At 70.7% G+C, this 16,917-nt stretch carries 17 protein-coding genes; 5 read left to right on the top strand and 12 right to left on the bottom strand.

Annotated features, from left to right (window positions below; translation table 11 throughout):
* The first annotated feature begins 58 nt into the window (after positions 1–58).
* The 4 genes from B5D66_RS19465 to B5D66_RS19450 all read left to right on the top strand — a co-directional run bounded on the left by B5D66_RS19465 (position 59) and on the right by B5D66_RS19450 (position 2,791).
* Positions 59–823: a phosphatase PAP2 family protein gene (locus B5D66_RS19465; protein ID WP_078763223.1), complete on the top strand. Its 765-nt coding sequence runs from the start codon at positions 59–61 to the stop codon at positions 821–823.
* 17 nt (positions 824–840) lie between these two features.
* Positions 841–1,503, top strand: a complete 663-nt coding sequence (locus B5D66_RS19460; protein ID WP_078763222.1) for an SDR family oxidoreductase — start codon at positions 841–843, stop codon at positions 1,501–1,503.
* Between the two features lie 148 nt (positions 1,504–1,651).
* Positions 1,652–2,149, top strand: coding sequence for a hypothetical protein (locus B5D66_RS19455; protein ID WP_078763221.1), 498 nt, complete (start codon positions 1,652–1,654; stop codon positions 2,147–2,149).
* Between the two features lie 15 nt (positions 2,150–2,164).
* Positions 2,165–2,791 (top strand): GNAT family N-acetyltransferase, encoded by a 627-nt coding sequence (locus tag B5D66_RS19450; protein ID WP_327309034.1) that lies wholly within the window; start codon positions 2,165–2,167, stop codon positions 2,789–2,791.
* 3 nt (positions 2,792–2,794) lie between these two features.
* Here the strand turns inward: B5D66_RS19450 and B5D66_RS19445 are convergent, their stop codons facing one another.
* The 9 genes from B5D66_RS19445 to B5D66_RS19405 form a co-directional block, all read right to left on the bottom strand.
* Positions 2,795–3,595, bottom strand: coding sequence for an alpha/beta fold hydrolase (locus tag B5D66_RS19445; RefSeq protein WP_078763219.1), 801 nt, complete (start codon positions 3,593–3,595; stop codon positions 2,795–2,797).
* A 260-nt stretch (positions 3,596–3,855) separates the two neighbouring features.
* The gene (locus tag B5D66_RS19440) at positions 3,856–4,830 is read right to left on the bottom strand and encodes a zinc-dependent alcohol dehydrogenase family protein (RefSeq protein ID WP_078763218.1); all 975 of its coding nucleotides are present in this window, start codon (positions 4,828–4,830) and stop codon (positions 3,856–3,858) included.
* Between the two features lie 59 nt (positions 4,831–4,889).
* Positions 4,890–6,095 (bottom strand): thiolase family protein, encoded by a 1,206-nt coding sequence (locus B5D66_RS19435; protein WP_078763217.1) that lies wholly within the window; start codon positions 6,093–6,095, stop codon positions 4,890–4,892.
* A complete protein-coding gene (locus tag B5D66_RS19430) occupies positions 6,070–7,647 on the bottom strand; it encodes a class I adenylate-forming enzyme family protein (protein ID WP_078763216.1) in 1,578 nt (525 codons plus the stop codon). The genes B5D66_RS19435 and B5D66_RS19430 overlap by 26 nt, the downstream gene beginning before the upstream one ends.
* Positions 7,648–7,653: 6 nt before the next feature.
* Complete coding sequence (locus B5D66_RS19425; protein ID WP_078763215.1) at positions 7,654–8,232, bottom strand: biotin transporter BioY; 579 nt, start codon at positions 8,230–8,232, stop codon at positions 7,654–7,656.
* Between the two features lie 7 nt (positions 8,233–8,239).
* Positions 8,240–8,902 (bottom strand): energy-coupling factor transporter transmembrane component T family protein, encoded by a 663-nt coding sequence (locus tag B5D66_RS19420; protein ID WP_078763214.1) that lies wholly within the window; start codon positions 8,900–8,902, stop codon positions 8,240–8,242.
* Positions 8,899–9,591, bottom strand: coding sequence for an energy-coupling factor ABC transporter ATP-binding protein (locus B5D66_RS19415; protein WP_078763213.1), 693 nt, complete (start codon positions 9,589–9,591; stop codon positions 8,899–8,901). Before B5D66_RS19415 ends, B5D66_RS19420 begins: the two co-directional genes overlap by 4 nt.
* Positions 9,591–9,989 (bottom strand): acyl-CoA thioesterase, encoded by a 399-nt coding sequence (locus tag B5D66_RS19410; protein WP_144390211.1) that lies wholly within the window; start codon positions 9,987–9,989, stop codon positions 9,591–9,593. The genes B5D66_RS19415 and B5D66_RS19410 overlap by 1 nt, the downstream gene beginning before the upstream one ends.
* 767 nt (positions 9,990–10,756) lie before the next feature.
* On the bottom strand, positions 10,757–11,680 hold the full coding sequence (locus B5D66_RS19405) for a LysR family transcriptional regulator (RefSeq protein WP_159457291.1): 924 nt from the start codon (positions 11,678–11,680) through the stop codon (positions 10,757–10,759).
* Between the two features lie 953 nt (positions 11,681–12,633).
* Between B5D66_RS19405 and B5D66_RS19400 the strand changes: the two genes are divergently transcribed.
* Positions 12,634–12,813, top strand: coding sequence for a hypothetical protein (locus B5D66_RS19400; RefSeq protein WP_078763210.1), 180 nt, complete (start codon positions 12,634–12,636; stop codon positions 12,811–12,813).
* 119 nt (positions 12,814–12,932) lie between these two features.
* On the opposite strand, the gene B5D66_RS19395 is transcribed toward B5D66_RS19400, so the two are convergent.
* The 3 genes from B5D66_RS19395 to asnB all read right to left on the bottom strand — a co-directional run bounded on the left by B5D66_RS19395 (position 12,933) and on the right by asnB (position 16,864).
* Positions 12,933–14,108: an MFS transporter gene (locus B5D66_RS19395; protein ID WP_078763209.1), complete on the bottom strand. Its 1,176-nt coding sequence runs from the start codon at positions 14,106–14,108 to the stop codon at positions 12,933–12,935.
* Entirely contained in the window at positions 14,105–14,470 is a 366-nt protein-coding gene (locus B5D66_RS19390) for an ArsR/SmtB family transcription factor (protein WP_078763208.1), read from the bottom strand. Before B5D66_RS19390 ends, B5D66_RS19395 begins: the two co-directional genes overlap by 4 nt.
* 543 nt (positions 14,471–15,013) lie before the next feature.
* Positions 15,014–16,864, bottom strand: a complete 1,851-nt coding sequence (gene asnB, locus B5D66_RS19385; RefSeq protein WP_078763207.1) for an asparagine synthase (glutamine-hydrolyzing) — start codon at positions 16,862–16,864, stop codon at positions 15,014–15,016.
* Between the last annotated feature and the right edge of the window lie 53 nt (positions 16,865–16,917).

Below are 16,917 nucleotides of genomic sequence, written 5' to 3'. Positions count from 1 at the left end.
GGGCAAGTGTTCGCTTTAACCTTCTCTTAGGTTTTTCGAACGGTAACCTGCTGCGACTATGACCGCCTACGCCTCCCCCCACCCCCCGGAGACCCGGCCCCGTAGCGCACGGCGGGCCCAGCGCAGGTCCGAGCCGGCCCCCGCGGGCATCCTCCCCTCCCGCCGCCCGATGCTGGCCGCGGTCGCGGCGGCCGCCCTGGCCCCCTTCCTGACGCTGCTGGTGCTCGTCTCCACCCAGTGGGAGCCCCTGCTCTCGCTCGACCGCTCCCTCGCCACGGCGCTGTACGAACGCGTCCACCCCGATCCCCAGTTCGCGCACGCGCTGGAGATCTGGACCGAGATGTTCGGCACCTGGGCCATGCGCATCGTGTCGCTGCTGACCGCCCTGTGGCTGTTCGTCCGACGCGAGTTCAGCACCGCGGTGTGGGCCGGTACAGCGGTCTTCCTGGCCAACCTGTTCGGGTTGATCACCAAGCTCGGCGTGGACCGCGCCCGGCCGGAGTTCGCCGACCCCATCACCGTCGGGGTGGGCCCGTCCTTTCCGTCCGGTCACTCCCTGATGGCCGCCACGGGCATGGGCATCCTGCTGTTCGCCGCGCTGCCGCTGCTGCGCGGCGTCTGGCGGCACGTCGCCTGGACCATCACGATCGGCATCGCGCTGAGCACCGCGCTGAGCCGGCCCATGCTCGGCGTCCACTGGTTCAGCGACATCTTCGCCGGTGTGAGCCTCGGCGTGTTCACCCTCGCCGCCACCATGCTGCTGTGGACCTTCCTCCCACCGGTGGCACGCAGGTGGGACCGTTCATCCCGATCCCCGCGTTGAGGCAATAGCCTGCTGGCATGCGTATCGTCATCGCCGGAGGACACGGGAAGATCGCACTGCGCCTGGAGCGGCTGCTCGCCGCGCGCGGTGACACCCCCGTGGGCCTCATCCGCAACCCCGACCACGCCACCGACCTCCGCGAGGCCGGTGCCGAGCCCGTGGTGATCGACCTGGAGAAGGCCACCGTCACCGAACTGACCGAGAAGGTGATGGGGGCCGACGCGGTGGTGTTCGCGGCCGGCGCCGGACCGGGCAGCGGCGCCGCGCGCAAGGACACCGTCGACCGGGCCGCCGCCCGGCTGCTCGCCGACGCCGCCTCCCTGGCGGGGGTGCGCCGCTACCTCATGGTCTCGGCCATCGGCGTGGACGACGGCCCGGCCCCGGGCACCGACGAGGTGTGGGCCGCCTATGTCGAGGCCAAGCGCGCCGCAGACGCCGACCTGCGCGAGCGCAGCCTCGAACTGGACTGGACGATCCTGCGCCCGGGTCGCCTCACCGACGACCCGGGAACCGGACGGGTCCGGCTCGCGCCCAAGGTGGAGCGCGGGGACGTCACCCGGGACGATGTCGCGGCGGTGCTGGTGGCCCTCCTGGACGAGCCGGCCTCGATCGGCCGGACGCTGGAGCTGGTCGGCGGGGACACCCCCGTCGCCGAGGCCGTCGCGGCGGCCACGGCCTGAGCCGTCCTCGCCTTCCCGGTGGTCCACTGGGACCACAGAGGGCATCATGGAGGGCGACGGCCCGGCGGGTTCCTCCCCGGCGAGCGCCGGGGAGCGTAGCGCTCCACGGGTACGAGCCGCCGCACAGGGCAGATGGGTACGGTTACAGATGAGCGTCACGCAGGTCGTGAGAGACAGCACCGTCGTCGAGCACGCCAAGGTCGCCGCGCAGCAGAAGCGCAGAATGTTCGTCGTGCAACTGCGCGTCAACACCTATGACGACGCGGCCAGCAGTGTCCGGCCGGGTCTGACCCGCATCCTCGAAGGCATCGAGGAGGCCGGCTGGCGGTTGGAGCAGACCTCCTACAGCCAGGGGGAGAACGGCGAGCCCGCCCAGTTGTTCATCTTCCGGCCCGAGCCGCCCGAGCCCGAGCAGCCCAAGGAACCCGAAGCGGCCCAGGAGCAGCACTCGGGACAGCAGCAGGCCTACCAGCAGCCGACCGGGGCCCACCAGCAGGACCACTACGGCTACCAGTACCCGGCCGGCCAGTACGGCCAGCCGGGTTATGGCCAGCAGTACCCCGGATACGGCCAGCAAGGCTACGGCCAGCAGTACCCGGGTTACGGACAGCAGTATCCCCCGGGATACGGCCAGCAGCAGTGGTGACATCGCCCAACGCCGCTGGTCCCCGCCCCCGGGCGGGGACCAGCGGCGTCTCCGGGCCGGAAAATCCCTGGCCGCGGCGGAGGATCGCGCGTTAGGCTCCGCGAGGCCACCACAGCACCCGCAGCCTCGGAGGAGACGATCACCCCCACCGGTCCCGCCCCCGTCACCATCCGCCCCGCCGTCCTCGACGACGGCCCGGCACTGGCCCTTCTCGACCACCGAACCTGGTCGTGGACGGTCTCGCCGGTATCGCGCTGGCCCGCCGACGCGGAGTTCTTCACCGACCCCGCCGAGACGCGCGACGTCACGGTCGCCGAGGCGGACGGCCAGGTCGTCGGGTACGTGCGCGTCCGCCCGGCGATGCGCCTCGACTCGGCCGCGCACGTCCAGGAGGTCGCGGGTCTGGCCGTGGCGCCCGAGGCCCAGGGGCGGGGAGTCGGCCGCAGGCTCCTCGACGCGGCCCGGAGCGTCGCGGTCGAACGGGGCGCCCGCCGCCTCACCCTGCGCGTCCTGTCCACCAACGTCCGGGCCCGGGCGTTGTACGCGGCCGCCGGCTACCAGGTCGAGGGCGTCCTCAAAGAGCACTTCCTCCTCGACGGCCGCTACGTCGACGACGTCCTGATGGCCCTGGACCTGACCTGACCCCTAACCGGCGGCGGCCTCGGACGGCCCGCCACCGGCCCGTAGGAAGCGGCGCAGCAGCGCACCGAGCTCGGCGGGGCGTTCCACGTAGACCATGTGGCCGCAGTCCAGCACGGTCTCCTCCAGGTGCCCGCCCGAGCGCGCGCGGCAGTCGGCGAGAAACCCCGGCCGGACCAGGTCGGCGCGGCCCGCGACCACCAGGAGCGTGCGCAGCCCCGCCGGCGGTGTGACGTGCGGACGGACCATCTCCGCCCGCGCTGCCGCGACCGCCTCGGGGGCGAACCGCCAGCGCCAACGCCCGTCGTCCCCCTGGACGAGATGGTCGTCGACCTCGTCGTCGACGGCACCGGGCGTGGCATCGGGCCAGCTCGCCGCGCGGACCGCGCGCGCCTCGTCGGGATCGGCGAAGGAGGGCGCCGGTCCGGTCTCCCGCGTCGCCGTGGCCGCGGGCAGGCCGATGGCGGGGTCCAGCAGGACGAGAGCGCGGAGGCGGTCCGGCACGGCGTTGGCCACGTGCAGCGCCACCGCCGCGCCGAAGGAGTGGCCCACCAGGTCGACCGGTCCCGCGGGGAGCCCGTCCAGCAGCGCCGTGACGTCGGCGGCGTGCCGCTCCAGCGTCCACGGCCGCCGCCAGGTCGACCGGCCGTGACCGCGCAGGTCGGGCGCGTACACCCGGGCCTCGGGCAGCTGTTCGGCGGCGAAGCGCCGCCACCGGCCGCCATGGCCCTGGATCCCGTGCAGCATCACGGTGGGCGCGCCCGTCGGGGGCCCGAAGACGTGCACGTGGAGGGGGCTCTCGCTCATGCGGGAAGCATAGTCGGCCCGCTCTCGGGCGCCCCGCGCCGCCCGGGGTCGTGGCCGGCACCGCCGGGCCGCCCGTGCCGGGACCGTCGTGGCCGTGCGGGACGGCGCGCCCCGAGGCCCCGCGCTCCGTCCCTTCGCGTCCCCCGCGAAACCGCACAGGGCGCCCTTTCCCCGAGGCGGGACCCCGCCACCGCCCATGTCGCGGGGCGGCCGGCCCCCTCCGCCGCCCTCCCCACGACCGGCACGGAGGGGGAACGAATTCAGGGGAAGGTGACGAGGAGCTTGCCCGCGGCGGAAGGGGCCTCGGCGATCAGCCGGCGGATCTCCCGGAGGGGGCGGGCGCCCGACACGGCCGTGCGCAGTGATCCCGCGGCGATACCCCGGTAGGAACGGTCGAGCAGGGCCTGGATCTGCTCCCGGGAGGACGCGTGCACGATGTCGCGCAGCCGGAAGAGGTGGATCCGCCGCCCCGGGTGTTCCCGGAGGCTTCCCGCCGGAATCGGCCGGCCCGACAGCAGACCGTAGTGGACGAGTGACCCCCCCGGCCGGATCGCTCCCAGCAGCGTCGCCGCGTGCTCGCCGCCCACGCAGTCGAACGCGACGTCGACACCGGCCCCTCCGCTCAGCCGCCTGACCTCCTCCCCCCAGCCGGGAACGGCGGTGGACACCACCGCCGACCAGTCGGCGGGAGAGGGGACCCGGCGCCCGGTGGCCCCGCTGGTCAACCCGATGACCTCGATTCCCCGGGCGTCCAAGAGGGCGCGCAGCTGCCCTCCGATCGCCGACGTGGCCCCGTTCACCGCCGCGACGCGGACCCCGGCGTGCGCGTGCTCGTCGACCATGAGCAGGGCCGAGAGCGGGTTGACGTAGGCGAAGCAGGCGTCCTCCGTGGTGACGTCGTCCGGCACCGCGAAGCACCAGCGCGCGGGGGCCACCTTGTACTCCTGCCAGTTCCCCGCCGTCCCCAGGGGCAGCACGCGCCGGCCCAGAAGCTCCCGGGGGGCGTCCTCCCCCACCTCGACCACCTCTCCCACCCCCTCGAACCCCGGCACGAAGGGGTAGCGGGTACGCGAGGCGTAGGCGCCCGAGATCGTGACGAGGTCGGAGGGGTTGACGGTCGACGCCAGCATGCGCAGGCGCACCGAGCCCCCTTCGTCCAACGCGCCGGGTTCGACCTCCACCACGTCGACGACGGACGGTGGGGGTCCGGGTTCACGCGCCAACGCTGCCAGCATCCTCGATCCCCTCGTTCACCGGATCCCGCGCGGACCCTCCGCGCGCCCCGGACAGCAGGTCATGATGCATCATCCACGACGGTGAAGAGGGTCGATACGCCAAGCCCGCCCGCGGTGGCCATCATGGCCACGGCCGTTCCCCCCTCCCCGGCGCTCCGCTGCCGCACCAGCTGGCTGTAGACCCGGGTGACCAGGACCGCCCCGCTCGCCCCGTAGGGGTGGCCGAGCGCGATCGCGCCGCCGTTCCGGTTGACGCGATCGGGGTCGATCCCCAGCAGGTCCAGGCAGGCCAGGGTCTGCGAGGCGAACGCCTCGTTGAACTCCACCACGTCCACCCGGTCCAGTTCCACTCCTGGCTGGCGCGCCAGCAGCCTGCGGGTGGAGGCGACCGCGCCCACCCCGAGCAGGTTCGGATCCACCCCCGCCGCGGCGCCGTCGACGAAGGCCAGCACGCGCCGGTGGCCGAGGGCCCGGGCCCGCTCCATGCTCGTGACCAGCACCATGGCGGCACCGTCGTTGAGCGGGCACGAGTTGCCCGCCGTGACCGTTCCCCCCTCCACGAAGGCGGGACGCAGGCGGGCGAGCCGTTCCGGGCTGGAGCGCGGACGCGGGCACTCGTCCCGCTCCACCCGGGGGCCGAACTCTCCGAGGGTGGTGATCTCGTCGGCGAAGAGCCCCTCCTCTTGTGCCTGGACGGCGAGCCTGTGGCTCCTGGCGGCGAAGGCGTCCTGCCGTTCACGGCTGACGCCGTAGACCCGGGCGACGTTCTCGGCGGCCTCCCCCATGCCCGGGTCGCCCACGGAGTCGGGCGAGAACCTGGCCTTGTCGTAGAAGACGGGCATCCCCGTCCGGCCCGATGGCCGCCGGACCCGCCAGGGCGCCGTACTGACGCTCTCCACGCCGCCGGCGAGCACCACCTCGGCCGCCCCCGCCTGCACCAGGCGGCACGCCTGGTTGATCGCCTCCAGCCCGGCCCCGCACTGCCGGTCGACGGTCACCGCGGGCACGGAGAAGGGGAGGCCGGCGGTGAGCGCTGCCACCCGGGCGACGTTTCCGCCCGGCCCCGCGGCGTTGCCGGCGACCACCTCGTCCACCTGGTCCGCGGCGACGCCACCGTCGCGCAGAACCGCCGCGATCACCCCGGCGAGCAGGAACTCGGCGCCGACGTCCCGGAAGCAGCCGCCCGCCCGGCCGATCGCGGTCCTCCTGGCCGCCACGATGACGGGGGTTGTGGCGGGGTCACGGGATCCGTTGGACTCGATCATCCCTACCGGCCTCGATCCACTCGGTGAGCGTTCTCTTGCTGATCTTTCCGCTGGAGGTCAACGGCCACTGGTCGACGCTGTAGAACTCCCTCGGCACCTTGTGCCGGGGCAGGTGCCGCTCGACGTGTCGTCGCAGCTCCTCCTCTGCGAGGTGCCCGGCCTCGGACCGGCGCAGGACCGCGACCAGCCGGGTGCCCAGGTGGGGGTCTGGCAGGCCCAGCACCTGGACCTCGGACAGGGGGCGCGCCTCGCGGAGGGCGCCCTCGACCTCGGCGGGGTAGACGTTGTGCCCTCCGGAGATGAGCATCTCGCCCTCGCGGCCGATGATGTGCAGTGCCCCGCCCCGGAGGTAGCCCTGGTCGCCGACCGTGCACCAGGCGCCGTCCCGCCGAAACCCCGTCCCGTCGCCGGGGCCGAGATACCCCTCGGAGACGATGTCGCTGCGCACGAACACCGTTCCGCGCTCTCCCTCGCCCAGCTCCGCCCCGTCGGGGGAGCGGACGCTCACCTCGACGCCGGGAAACGGTTCCCCGACGTAGGAGGCGGAGTCGTGGAGGTCCGGGAGGGGGGCGGACAGGTCGGTCGTCGCGGTGGAGACGAAGTTGAGTTCCGACGCGCCGTAGTACTCGACCAGGAGGGCGCGGGGGGCGACGCGCGCCAGCGACGCCATCACGGAGCGGTCGAGTTTGGCGCCGCTGCTCACCAGGGTGCGCAAGCCCTCCAACGCCCCCGGGGAGTCGGCCGCCACGGCGAGGGCGCGCAGCATGGTCGGAACCCCCAGGAACCTGGTCGCCCCCCGATCGGTGACACCGCTGACGCAGTCGCGGGCGCGGAACCTGCGGGCCGAGACCAGGGTGCCGCCCGAGTACAGCGACTCGGCCAGGCCATAAAGGCTCAGCCCGTGGGCGAGCGGTCCAGGGGCCAGTGTCGTCTCGCCCGGCCCGGCGCGGAGCAACCGGGCGCTCGCCGGCAGGCTCCCCCGCCATGAGCGCCGGGTGCGGGCGAACGCCTTGGGCGCGCTGGTGGTCCCCGATGTGAAGCCGATGAGGAGGATCTGGTCGTCGTCGCGGTCCGCCAGTACCCGGCTCGCCGACGCCGCGTCCGTCCGCGAGGTCCACACGTCGAGGCGGTCGGTGCCCGGCGCCTCGACGCCCGCGGTCACGACCACGCGGCAGCGTCGGGCCTCGGCCAGGCCGGCCACGTCGGCGGAGTCGGTGACGAGGACGTCCGGCCCGAGCGTCGCCAGTACCGCGGCCGTCCGCCGCGACGGCCACGACGGGTCGAGTACGGCCGTCGCGCAGGTGGAGGCGGTGGCGCCGACGAAGGCCCGGACGAAGGACGTCGAGTTGCGCAGGGACAGCGCGACCACCCCTTGGGGCGGGCGGCCGGGCAGCAGCGCCCGCGTCCCTACGGAGAGGGCGTTGAGGCGGTGGGCGAACCCCAGCGCGCTGTCGGCGAGCTCGGCGAAGCCGACCGTCTCCCCGTCGATCTCGAAGGCGGGCCGCCCGGGCTGAGAGCGGGCGTGTCCGAGGATCTCCTCGATGATCGGCACGGCGCCTCAGGCCCCCAGGAGCCGGCGGTAACTGCGGTGGACGTTCACCGCGATCAGGGTCGCCACGACGACCTTGACGAGGTCGCCCGGCAGGAAGGCGAGCGAGCCGATCGCGGAGGTGGCGAGGGGCAGACCGGTGACCACGGCGGTCCAGGGAACACCGAAGAGGTAGATCACCAGCACACCACCGGTGAACACGCTGGCGCCGACCGCGAGGTAGCGCACCGCCTGGCGCTCGAACCTGATCGCCCAGTACTTCACCAGCAGGCCGATGACGATCGCCGCGGGGATCCAGCCGATCAGGTAGCCGCCGGTGGGGCCGAGCAGGACCCCCATGCCGCCCCGGCCGCCCGCCAGGATCGGCATCCCCGCGATGGACAGCACCACGACGACCGTGGCCGCCAGCCCGCCGCGCAGCGGGCCGAGCAGCGCGCCGGCGAGCATCACCCCGAGGGTCTGCACGGTGATCGGCACGGGAAGGATCCCGATGGCGATGGCGGGCACGAGGCCGAGGGCGGCGATCAGCGCCGCGAAGACCGCGGTGAGGACCGTGCTCTGCGTGGTGTCCGTTCTCTGCTGGGACATGGGAACCTCAGATCGGGTCGGAGCCGTTGGGAGCACGGAGGGCCCGCCGGGGGCCGTCCCGTTCTGTTCCTCGTTCGGCGGAGTCGTAGCATCGGGCGTCGATCGCCGAGGCGACCTCCGAGGCCGACTCCAGCGTCCTGACGATCAGGGGTACGAGCACGGCCATGGGGCTGTTGCCCAGGCCCCTGGCGTGCTGCGCCTCCCTGATCTCGAAGTACTTCGTGCGGATCTCGGGGATGAACCGCAGCGTCATCGACAGCGCGAGACTGACCTGCGCGGGGTTGAGTCCGACGTGGCGGAAGGGGCGCAGCAGGCGCTCGAACAGGTCCAGGGTCTCGCTGAAACCGGTGGTCAGGGTGACCGTGTAGGCCAGCACGCACAGGGTCAGCAGGCGCAGGGTCGCGGTGACCGCCTCGGAGGGCGACATGGCCAGGGCCATGGTCACGAAGACGACCGCGGCGATGATGAGCAGGCCGCTCATCGCACGCAGCAGCCGTGCCGCGCCCACCCGGGCGAATCCGGCGATCACCAGTGCGGCGGCGAGCGCGGCGAGCTGCGCTCCCGTGTCCCGCAGCAGGTAGACGCCGATGCCGGCCGCGAAGAGGAAGGCGAACTTGTACCCGGCGGGGACGCGGGCGAGGGGGCCGTTCTTCGTGGAGCCGCCGATCATCGGCACAGGTCCTCGTAGAAGGAGATGGCCGAGGGCGGGTCGCCGTCGAAGACGAGCGCGCCCTCGTGCAAGACGATGGCCCTGTCGTAGCCGGTGATCAGGTCCAGGTCGTGGGTGACGACGATGGCCCGCTGGGTCAGCGCGTCGATCCGCTGCTGGAGCCGGCGCTTGTTCCTGAGGTCCAGCATCGTGGACGGTTCGTCGAAGACGATCGTCTCCGGTTCCATGACGAGCACGGAGGCCAGCGCGACCATCTGCTTCTCCCCGCCGCTGAGCGCGTAGGACTCGCGGTCGGCCAGGTGGGACAGTTCCAGCTCGGCGAGGGCCTTCTCGACCGCCACCGCGGTCTCGGCCCTGCCCAGCCCCAGGTTCTTCAGGCCGAACGCGATGTCCTCCGAGACCACCGGCATGACGATCTGGTTCTCGGGGTTCTGGAAGACGAAGCCGACCTTGCGCCGCACCTTCTTGGCGTGCTTGTCGGTCGGGTAGCCGTCCACGGTGACGGTTCCCCGGGTCGGCAGGACCAGGGCGTTGAGCAGGCGTACCAGGGTGCTCTTGCCCGAACCGTTGAGCCCGATCACCGCGATCCGGTGTTCGTCGAGGCTCAGGTCGATGTCCTTGAGGACCGTCTTGCCGTCACGCTCGACGGTGACCTCGGAAAGACGGATCCGCGCGTTCGCGTCGCTCATCAGGCGTCCACGCGCAGGGAGTCGGCGACGTCCGGGGGCACCCTCAGGGCCGTCCTGTCCGGCGACACCCGCACCCAGGTGATGGTGACCTTGGCCGCGACGGCGGGCTCGCCGTCCCCTTCCGGTTCCCGCAGGACGGTGACGTCGAAGGTGAGCCGGGGACCGGCGACCCGGACGTCGCGGACGCGACAGGCGACGGTGTCGCCGAATCTCAACGGCCGCCGGTATTCGACCGACAATTCCTTGACGAGGAATATCAGGTCGCCGACTCCCGGCCGGGTCCGCTCGGCCAGTCCCCGTTCGGCGAGGAAGTCGTTCACCGCGTTCTCGCCGTAGACGACATAACGCGAGTTGTGCACGTTGCCGTGCATGTCGACGTCGGAGAAAGGGACCCGCATCAGACGGCACACCACCGGGGAACGCGGCGGAGTCCGCTCCCCTCGGACAGGCGCCCCCTGGAGTCGGGACGTTCTCGGCACGGAACTTTCATACAGGGGAGACCTTCACCAAAGAGGGGACGGCGTTGTGACCGGATGTCCGGGAAGGCGTTCCCCGCACACCCCGGGAGGCGTGGACGTGTGACGGCTCGACAGGCAACGAGAGCATAATTCATCCGCCTGGATACCACCATGGCCCGTGGCCTGGGAATTCCGAAATGGATCTCTATCTGTTCGGATACCGCACCACTGGATAATCCGCCGGACCTGGTTCCCTTTCCGCCGCCAACGGCGACGGGACCGTGAGCGGAAAGGGGCGGCATCCCCCACGCCAGGCGGACGGTTCCGGCCCCACGCGTCCGGCCCGCTCGATCGCGGCGGATATCGACGTCAGGGCCTCGCCGACCGCGTACCCCGTGGTCCCCGCATTCGCGGCCGGCTCATCCCGCCCGGCCACTCCCCGCGGCCCGCCCCCTCACCGGGCCGCCGTACTCCCGCGGCTCATCACGCCGGTCACGCGAGTGACGCCATGACGCGGTTGCCGCAACCGGACCTCCCCGACCTCCGGCGACAAGACCTTCGCGTTCCCCACCGGGAACACGACGGCGTGAGCGGGAGACGAGCGGACGGCGACCCTTCACGGCCGTGGATGACACGAGAACGGCTCTTCCAGACCGCCATGGCCGATTGACCGCTGAAGCCTTTCCCGCCAACCGGGCGGAGCTGGATCACCTTGGGGAAACGCTCGGAGGCCGACGCGATTCACGGGACGGTCTCACCCTCTTCCTACGGCCCACCGCCTCGCGCGCCCTGACCGTGGCCCTCGCCATGGAGATGAAGCGCGGTATCAGAGGATGTCCGCCACGCTTGGGGTAGACCAGGTTAAGCGGGACACGTGGAGCGTCCGGAATCGCGAGGAAAGAAACACAGGAGTTGATGTGCTGCTGCCCGACGAGTTCCGGGGCCACTCCCACCCCTTTGCCGGACGCTACCGCGACCAGCCATTCGTCGAAATTCCGACAGGTCACGGAGACACTGGGGCGACCATCCTCGGGCCAGTCGTCCAGGCTGACGGTTCCACTGACCTCGTTCAGAACGATCTCCTGGTCGGCGATCTCTCTCCAGCTCACCTCTTCCCGCTGGGAGAGATCCGATCGTACGGACACGGCCGCGATCTGCTTCTCATACGAGAGCGTGACGACTTCCAGTCCGGAAACATCCACCACCCCTCGCAGGATCGCCAAGTCGACGTCACCACAGTCGATGCCGGCAAACGGGGAGTCGCTCCGGTGCACCTGTACCGCAACCCCGGTCTCCTCCTCGAAGTCCCTGAAGAGCTTTTGCGGCCACTCCGCGGGGAATCCCCAGGTGAATCCGACACGGAGCGAGTCACCCCCCTGCTCAAGACGTAGGGCTTCCTCAAGCTGGGGCAGGAGGAACTGGATCCTGCGGTAGAGCGCCTCGCCGGCCGGCGTGAGTTCCACCTGGCGCGTGGTCCGCTCCAGCAGACGGCGACCGAGAAGCTCCTCCAGGCGCCGGATGTTACGACTAAGTGTTGACTGAGATACGTTCACCCTCTTCGCGGCACGGGTAAAATTCCGCTCACCTGCTATGGCCAAGAACCCACGTAAATGGTGCAGTTCGACATTCACAGCCGCCAGTATATACATTGACCTTTTATCGCCTTCTTGAAGTCCTACAGAACATACCGGTCCGGCGCAACGACTCCACCCCCAGAGAACCCCCCGGTAATCGCACCCGCGAAGAGACATCGGGAAGAAAAAGACTGTCGGACCAGGGGGATTCCGCTGTTTGTTCCACGTTAACCTCCCGGCCCACTTCTCCGACACTCTCCTCGTGATCTGCCGAAACAATTGCCGGCACCGTTACCCGATACCCGCACCTGAGGCATCGATGTAATTCACATGTCCTCAAGCGGCCATAAAGTAAACGAGAAGGCGGACACATCGGTCCGGTAACTCATCGACAGCCAACGTCGGACTTCCCGGAACCATTTTTCGCCCCCACCGTCTCCGGCCGGGTCATCGCGCACGGCCGGCCACGCGAACCGATTCGGCGGAAACAGCGGACACATTGACAACGCGTCGTCCGGAGAGAGCGGGAACGGCCACCCATCAACCGCTCGCAGCCATCAGCCGAAGACGTTCCCACGACGACGCCCGTGCCATTCACACCCGCGATACCGGTCCACCGCGGCGCCGTCGGAACACCCCCCGCAGTGTGCCCGGTCCGTCCCATTCCATCCGTATAGGTGAGGCGTCCTGCTTAGATCGCGGCTCTTTCCGCGCGGATGTTCACGCTGCTCGGACAGGCGATCCGGCTGAATCCCCGTCGCCTCGGGCTCCTCCCCCGAAGGCGCGTCGTCCCGAACATCGACGAGCCGGCTCCGGCAGATCCTTCGCAGCGCCCGGGAACACGGTGCGGTTCCACCACCCGGGTCCTTGGAACACCCCGACCGGCCCGGTGGAGCACGGGCGGCGCCCGACCCGCACCGCGACCGCCGACCACAGCGAGCGACCGCCGTCCGCCCGAGATCCGGGGCGGCCCGGTTTCACGTCTTCAGAGCCGAATCCGGCGGGAGGTCATGCCCGCCCACGGACGTGACGTGGGCGACCGGTCCGGCCGGCCCGCCCTCGGCCGGACCGGCCAGCACGCTGGAACCAAGAACTACGGCGACTCCGACACCGGTCGCCCGGCGACCGCTCTCCTCGCCCGTGGCGCCGCCGGCCCGCCTTCGGACGCGAGCACCGCGATCCCACCGTGAAGCGGCGCTCCGGGTCCCATCGAAACCGCGACGGGGCGCCCAGGCGAGGCGCGCCCCGTCTTAGCGAGGGGCGACCGGTCCACCCCGGCACCGGCCGCCCCTGCCAGGCTCCCCCGGTCTCAGGAACGGCTGCGGTCCGGCTCGATCCGGGCCGATGGACGCACCGCCTGGACGCGCGCGACGATCAGGGCCAGCACCAGCGTCGCGAACGCGACCCCAAGCGCCCAGCCGGGAAGCGCACCGGCGGCTGTCCCATGGTCCAGCAGCAGCCCTCCCAGGGCCGCGCCGGCCGCCGATCCCAGGTACATGGCGGCCATCTGGAACGCGATGATCGCCATGGCCTGCTGCTGACGGCCCTGGACGAGCAGATGTTGGAGGACGGGCACACTCGCCCACCCCGCGGCCCCCCACAAGGCGACCGCGACGATCCAGACGAGGACGTGGTCCAGGAACGCCAGGGCGCCCAGGGCCACGGTCAGGGCCACAACGACGACGGGGAACAGTCGCCGGGACCCCAGGGCGTCCACGGGACGGCCGATCAGGGCCGAGCCGGCCACACCTCCGATGCCCCACACCCACACCAGGGTGAACGCCATCGAGGCCAGACCGCGGTCGTCGGCCATGGGGACCAGGTAGGTGTACAGGCCCAGGCTCGCCACCCCGAGGAGGAAGGCCAGGATCACTCCCGCGGTGATCACGGGAGCCGTGAGCAGCCGCAGGTTCTCACCGACCTTCGCCACCAGAATGGTCGGGTAGGGTCCTCGCCGGGCCAGGACCGCGGCCATGCTGATGATCCCGATCGCCACGACCAGGCCCATCGTCCAACGCCACCCGGCCCACTGGCCGATGAGCATGCCGAGGGGCACCCCCGCCACGGTGCCCGTTGAAAGTCCGAAGGTCACCAGGGCCATGGCCCGGCCGCGCTCGTGTTCGGCCACCATGGCGGCGGCCGTGGCGGTCGCCACCGCGGTCAGGATCCCGGCGCCGACGCCGGCCAGCACCCGCGACCCGAGGAACACCATGATCTCGGGGGCCAGCGCGGTGATGAGGTTGCCGAGGTTGAACAGTCCCAGCGAGACGATCAGGGCGCGCTTGGTGGAGCCCGCGACGAGCGGGCCCGACAGCAGCGGGCCGGCAAAGGCGTAGGCCCCGGTGAAGGCGGTGACGCCCAGGCCGATGGCGGCCACCGACACCGCGAGCGAGTCCGCGACCTGGGGAAGGACACCGGCCAGTACGTAGGCGTCGATACCGAGCGAGATGGCCGCGGCGACCAGCGGCCAGAGTCGCAGGATCACTGCTCCACTCCCGATCCGCGCGTCTCGTCGTCGGACTCCTCGGCCCGTGCGGACTTGTAGCCGGACAGGACGGTGTCGATCAGCCCGGGAAAGCGGAGGTCCAGGTCCTCGGCCCGCAGGCTGATCATGCATTTACGTCCCTCGGCCCGCACGAAGGCGACGCCGGACTCACGCAGCAGGCTGGTGTGGTGGGTCAGGGTCGATCTGGGCAGATCGGGGCCGAGTTCGATGCTGTCCAGCTCTCCTTCCTCGGCGAGTTTGCGGACCATCTCCAAACGCAACGGCTCGCTCAGCGCGAACAGGACACGCGGCAGCGAGATCTCCCCGGTCTCAGGATGGACGTACGTGCGTACAGCGGCCATAGTCACCCCTCTCTCACAATTGTGCGACTATTGCCGCACGATCATAGTGCGAAAATATTCGCACAATCAATGGTTCCGCTCCCTGACGCGCCGGGCTGTGACCGGAGAAAGGCCGCGAGGGAGCCGAAGGAGGGGGAAGGGCCGGCCGGCGACCTGTCCACGGCCATGGCCGCGTTGCCCGTTGTGGACACATCAACCGAGGTCAGCGCTTCTTCGCCCACCCGAGCGGGCGCCCCTCCCGCCATCCGTCCTCCGCGGTCCGGATCGCTTCGGCCCGGACTGACCGACTTCGGCCACGGCCCCGTGGGCCAGGCACCGGGTCGTGGGGCGGACGTGGGGCTCCCCGGATCGAGGACCGCTCCCGGGCCGGTGGCCCATGAGGGAAGCGGGGCCCCGGCGCGTTGCGCGTCGAGGCCCCGGGAGGCCCGATCACCACGGCCGGCCTGATGGGACTGCGCCACCCCATCGGGCTGAGGCGCCAGCTCCGCCTTCCCCGGGACGACGCGGCCCCTCCTCACAGTTGGCGGCCCACACCCCGTGGAGTCACAGATCGAGCGTGATGTCGTAGGCGGCCAGCCAGGAGTTGAGCCCCAAGGCCATCTCCAGACCGGAACGGTCGTACTGGGCGCTCACCTCGCCGAGCGGGCTCGCCAGGAGGTTCTTCACCGCCACTTGGTCGAGCAGGGGCAGAACCGGCGACGAGGAATCGTCGAGCACCTCGGCGAGAGCCGTACGCAACCCCCGCTCGTAAGCCGGATCCTGGGTGGTGGGATAGGGGCTTTTGACCCGCTGCACGATCGACTCCGGCAACAGGTCCTTTGTGGCCGCGCGCAGGAGGCTCTTCTCCCGCCCGTCGAAGGACTTCATCTCCCAGGGCGCGTTGAACACGTACTCGACCAGGCGATGGTCGCAGAAGGGCACGCGCACTTCGAGCCCGACGGCCATGCTCATCCGGTCCTTGCGATCGAGCAACGTCTGCACGAACCGCGTCAGGTTGACATAGCTCATCTGCCGCATGCGGCGGTTGGTGCCGTCCTCCCCCGCGAGCACCGGCGTCTCGGAGATGGCCTGTGCGTAACTGTCCCTCAGGAACTCCGGCATCTCCAGCTTCCGTAGCAAGGCGGGATCGAAAAGCGACTTGCCGTCGAAGTACTTCCCCGTGGCGGACGTCAGCCAGGGGAAGGTCTCGGCCTCGACCGCCTCGGGGTCGAAGAACCAGCGGTACCCGCCAAAGACCTCGTCCGCCGACTCGCCGGACAGGGCCACCGTCGATTGTTCACGTACGGACTGGAACAGACGGTAGAGGGAGGGCCACATATCCCCCCAGTAGGCGGGCGGCAGGTCGAGGGCGCGGAGCACCCTGTCACGCAGGGAGGGGTCCGCCAGTTCGGCGCTGTCCATCACGATCTCGCTGTGGTCAGCGCCGATCCGGTCGACGAGATCACGGACGAACGGGGCGTCCGAGGAGCCTCTGACCGGGTCGGCGACGAACTCCACGCCGTGGTCGGCGAAGTCGACGGAGAAGGAGCGCACCGCCCCTTCGCCTCTCGCGCTCAGCTTCTGGGAGGCCAAAGCGGTGATGACGGAGGAATCGAGACCGCCCGAGAGCAGAGAGCACAGGGGGACGTCGGAAACGGTCTGACGCTCGACGATGTCGTCGAGCAGCGCTCGTACGGTCTCGATCGTCGTCTTCAGGTCGTCGGGGTGCTCCCGCGCTTCGAGGGCCCAGTATGTACGCCTGCTCAAGCCCTCTCGACGCACGCGCACCAACTGTCCCGGACGCACCTCGTACATCCCGGCGAAGACACCGCTCCCCGGCGTCTTCACCATTTCCAGGACCTCCCGGAGCCCTTCGGGGCCGACCCTGCGGGGCACAGCGGGGTGCGCGAGTATCGCCTTGGGTTCGGAGCCGAAGACGACGCCGTTCGCGGTCGGGAAGTAGTACAGCGGTTTGACGCCCATACGGTCGCGGATCAGCACGAGAGTCTGGGCCCGTTCGTCCCACACCGCGAAGGCGTACATGCCGTTGAGGTGGTCGACGACCCCTTCTCCCCATTCGAGGTAACCGCGCAGAACGACTTCCGTGTCACTGTGCGTTCTGAAGGTGTGTCCGCGTCCCTTGAGTTCGCGGCGCAGCTCCTGGAAGTTGTACACCTCTCCGCTGTAGGTGAGGCAGGCCAGGACCCTGCCCCCCTCCTCGGCCACCATGGGCTGCCGGCCGCCCTCCAAGTCGATGATGGAGAGCCTGCGGTGGCCGAGAGCGACGTGCTCACCCGTCCACATGCCCTCTGCATCGGGGCCTCGGCAGGCCATGGTCCTGGTGACGGCCTCAAGCGTGGCTGTGTCCCGGCGGACGTCACAGTTGAAATCCACCCATCCGGCGATTCCGCACATGGTCGGCTCCTTGGTCCGGTGTCATCGGAGTTCTGGGTCTGTGAAAGAGCGGA

It is taken from the genome of Marinactinospora thermotolerans DSM 45154, from assembly GCF_900167435.1.
GTDB lineage: Bacteria > Actinomycetota > Actinomycetes > Streptosporangiales > Streptosporangiaceae > Marinactinospora > Marinactinospora thermotolerans.
This window is presented reverse-complemented; position numbering and strand designations above follow the sequence as displayed.

Coding starts and splice junctions, on each gene's coding strand:
- asnB (WP_078763207.1), bottom strand. CDS start 16,864: ATGTGCGGAATCGCCGGATGGGTGGATTTCAACTGTGACGTCCGCCGG.
- B5D66_RS19445 (WP_078763219.1), bottom strand. CDS start 3,595: ATGAGCGAGAGCCCCCTCCACGTGCACGTCTTCGGGCCCCCGACGGGC.
- B5D66_RS19455 (WP_078763221.1), top strand. CDS start 1,652: ATGAGCGTCACGCAGGTCGTGAGAGACAGCACCGTCGTCGAGCACGCC.
- B5D66_RS19460 (WP_078763222.1), top strand. CDS start 841: ATGCGTATCGTCATCGCCGGAGGACACGGGAAGATCGCACTGCGCCTG.
- B5D66_RS19410 (WP_144390211.1), bottom strand. CDS start 9,989: ATGCGGGTCCCTTTCTCCGACGTCGACATGCACGGCAACGTGCACAAC.
- B5D66_RS19390 (WP_078763208.1), bottom strand. CDS start 14,470: ATGGCCGCTGTACGCACGTACGTCCATCCTGAGACCGGGGAGATCTCG.
- B5D66_RS19435 (WP_078763217.1), bottom strand. CDS start 6,095: ATGATCGAGTCCAACGGATCCCGTGACCCCGCCACAACCCCCGTCATC.
- B5D66_RS19420 (WP_078763214.1), bottom strand. CDS start 8,902: ATGATCGGCGGCTCCACGAAGAACGGCCCCCTCGCCCGCGTCCCCGCC.
- B5D66_RS19400 (WP_078763210.1), top strand. CDS start 12,634: ATGCCCGCCCACGGACGTGACGTGGGCGACCGGTCCGGCCGGCCCGCC.
- B5D66_RS19465 (WP_078763223.1), top strand. CDS start 59: ATGACCGCCTACGCCTCCCCCCACCCCCCGGAGACCCGGCCCCGTAGC.
- B5D66_RS19415 (WP_078763213.1), bottom strand. CDS start 9,591: ATGAGCGACGCGAACGCGCGGATCCGTCTTTCCGAGGTCACCGTCGAG.
- B5D66_RS19425 (WP_078763215.1), bottom strand. CDS start 8,232: ATGTCCCAGCAGAGAACGGACACCACGCAGAGCACGGTCCTCACCGCG.
- B5D66_RS19440 (WP_078763218.1), bottom strand. CDS start 4,830: ATGCTGGCAGCGTTGGCGCGTGAACCCGGACCCCCACCGTCCGTCGTC.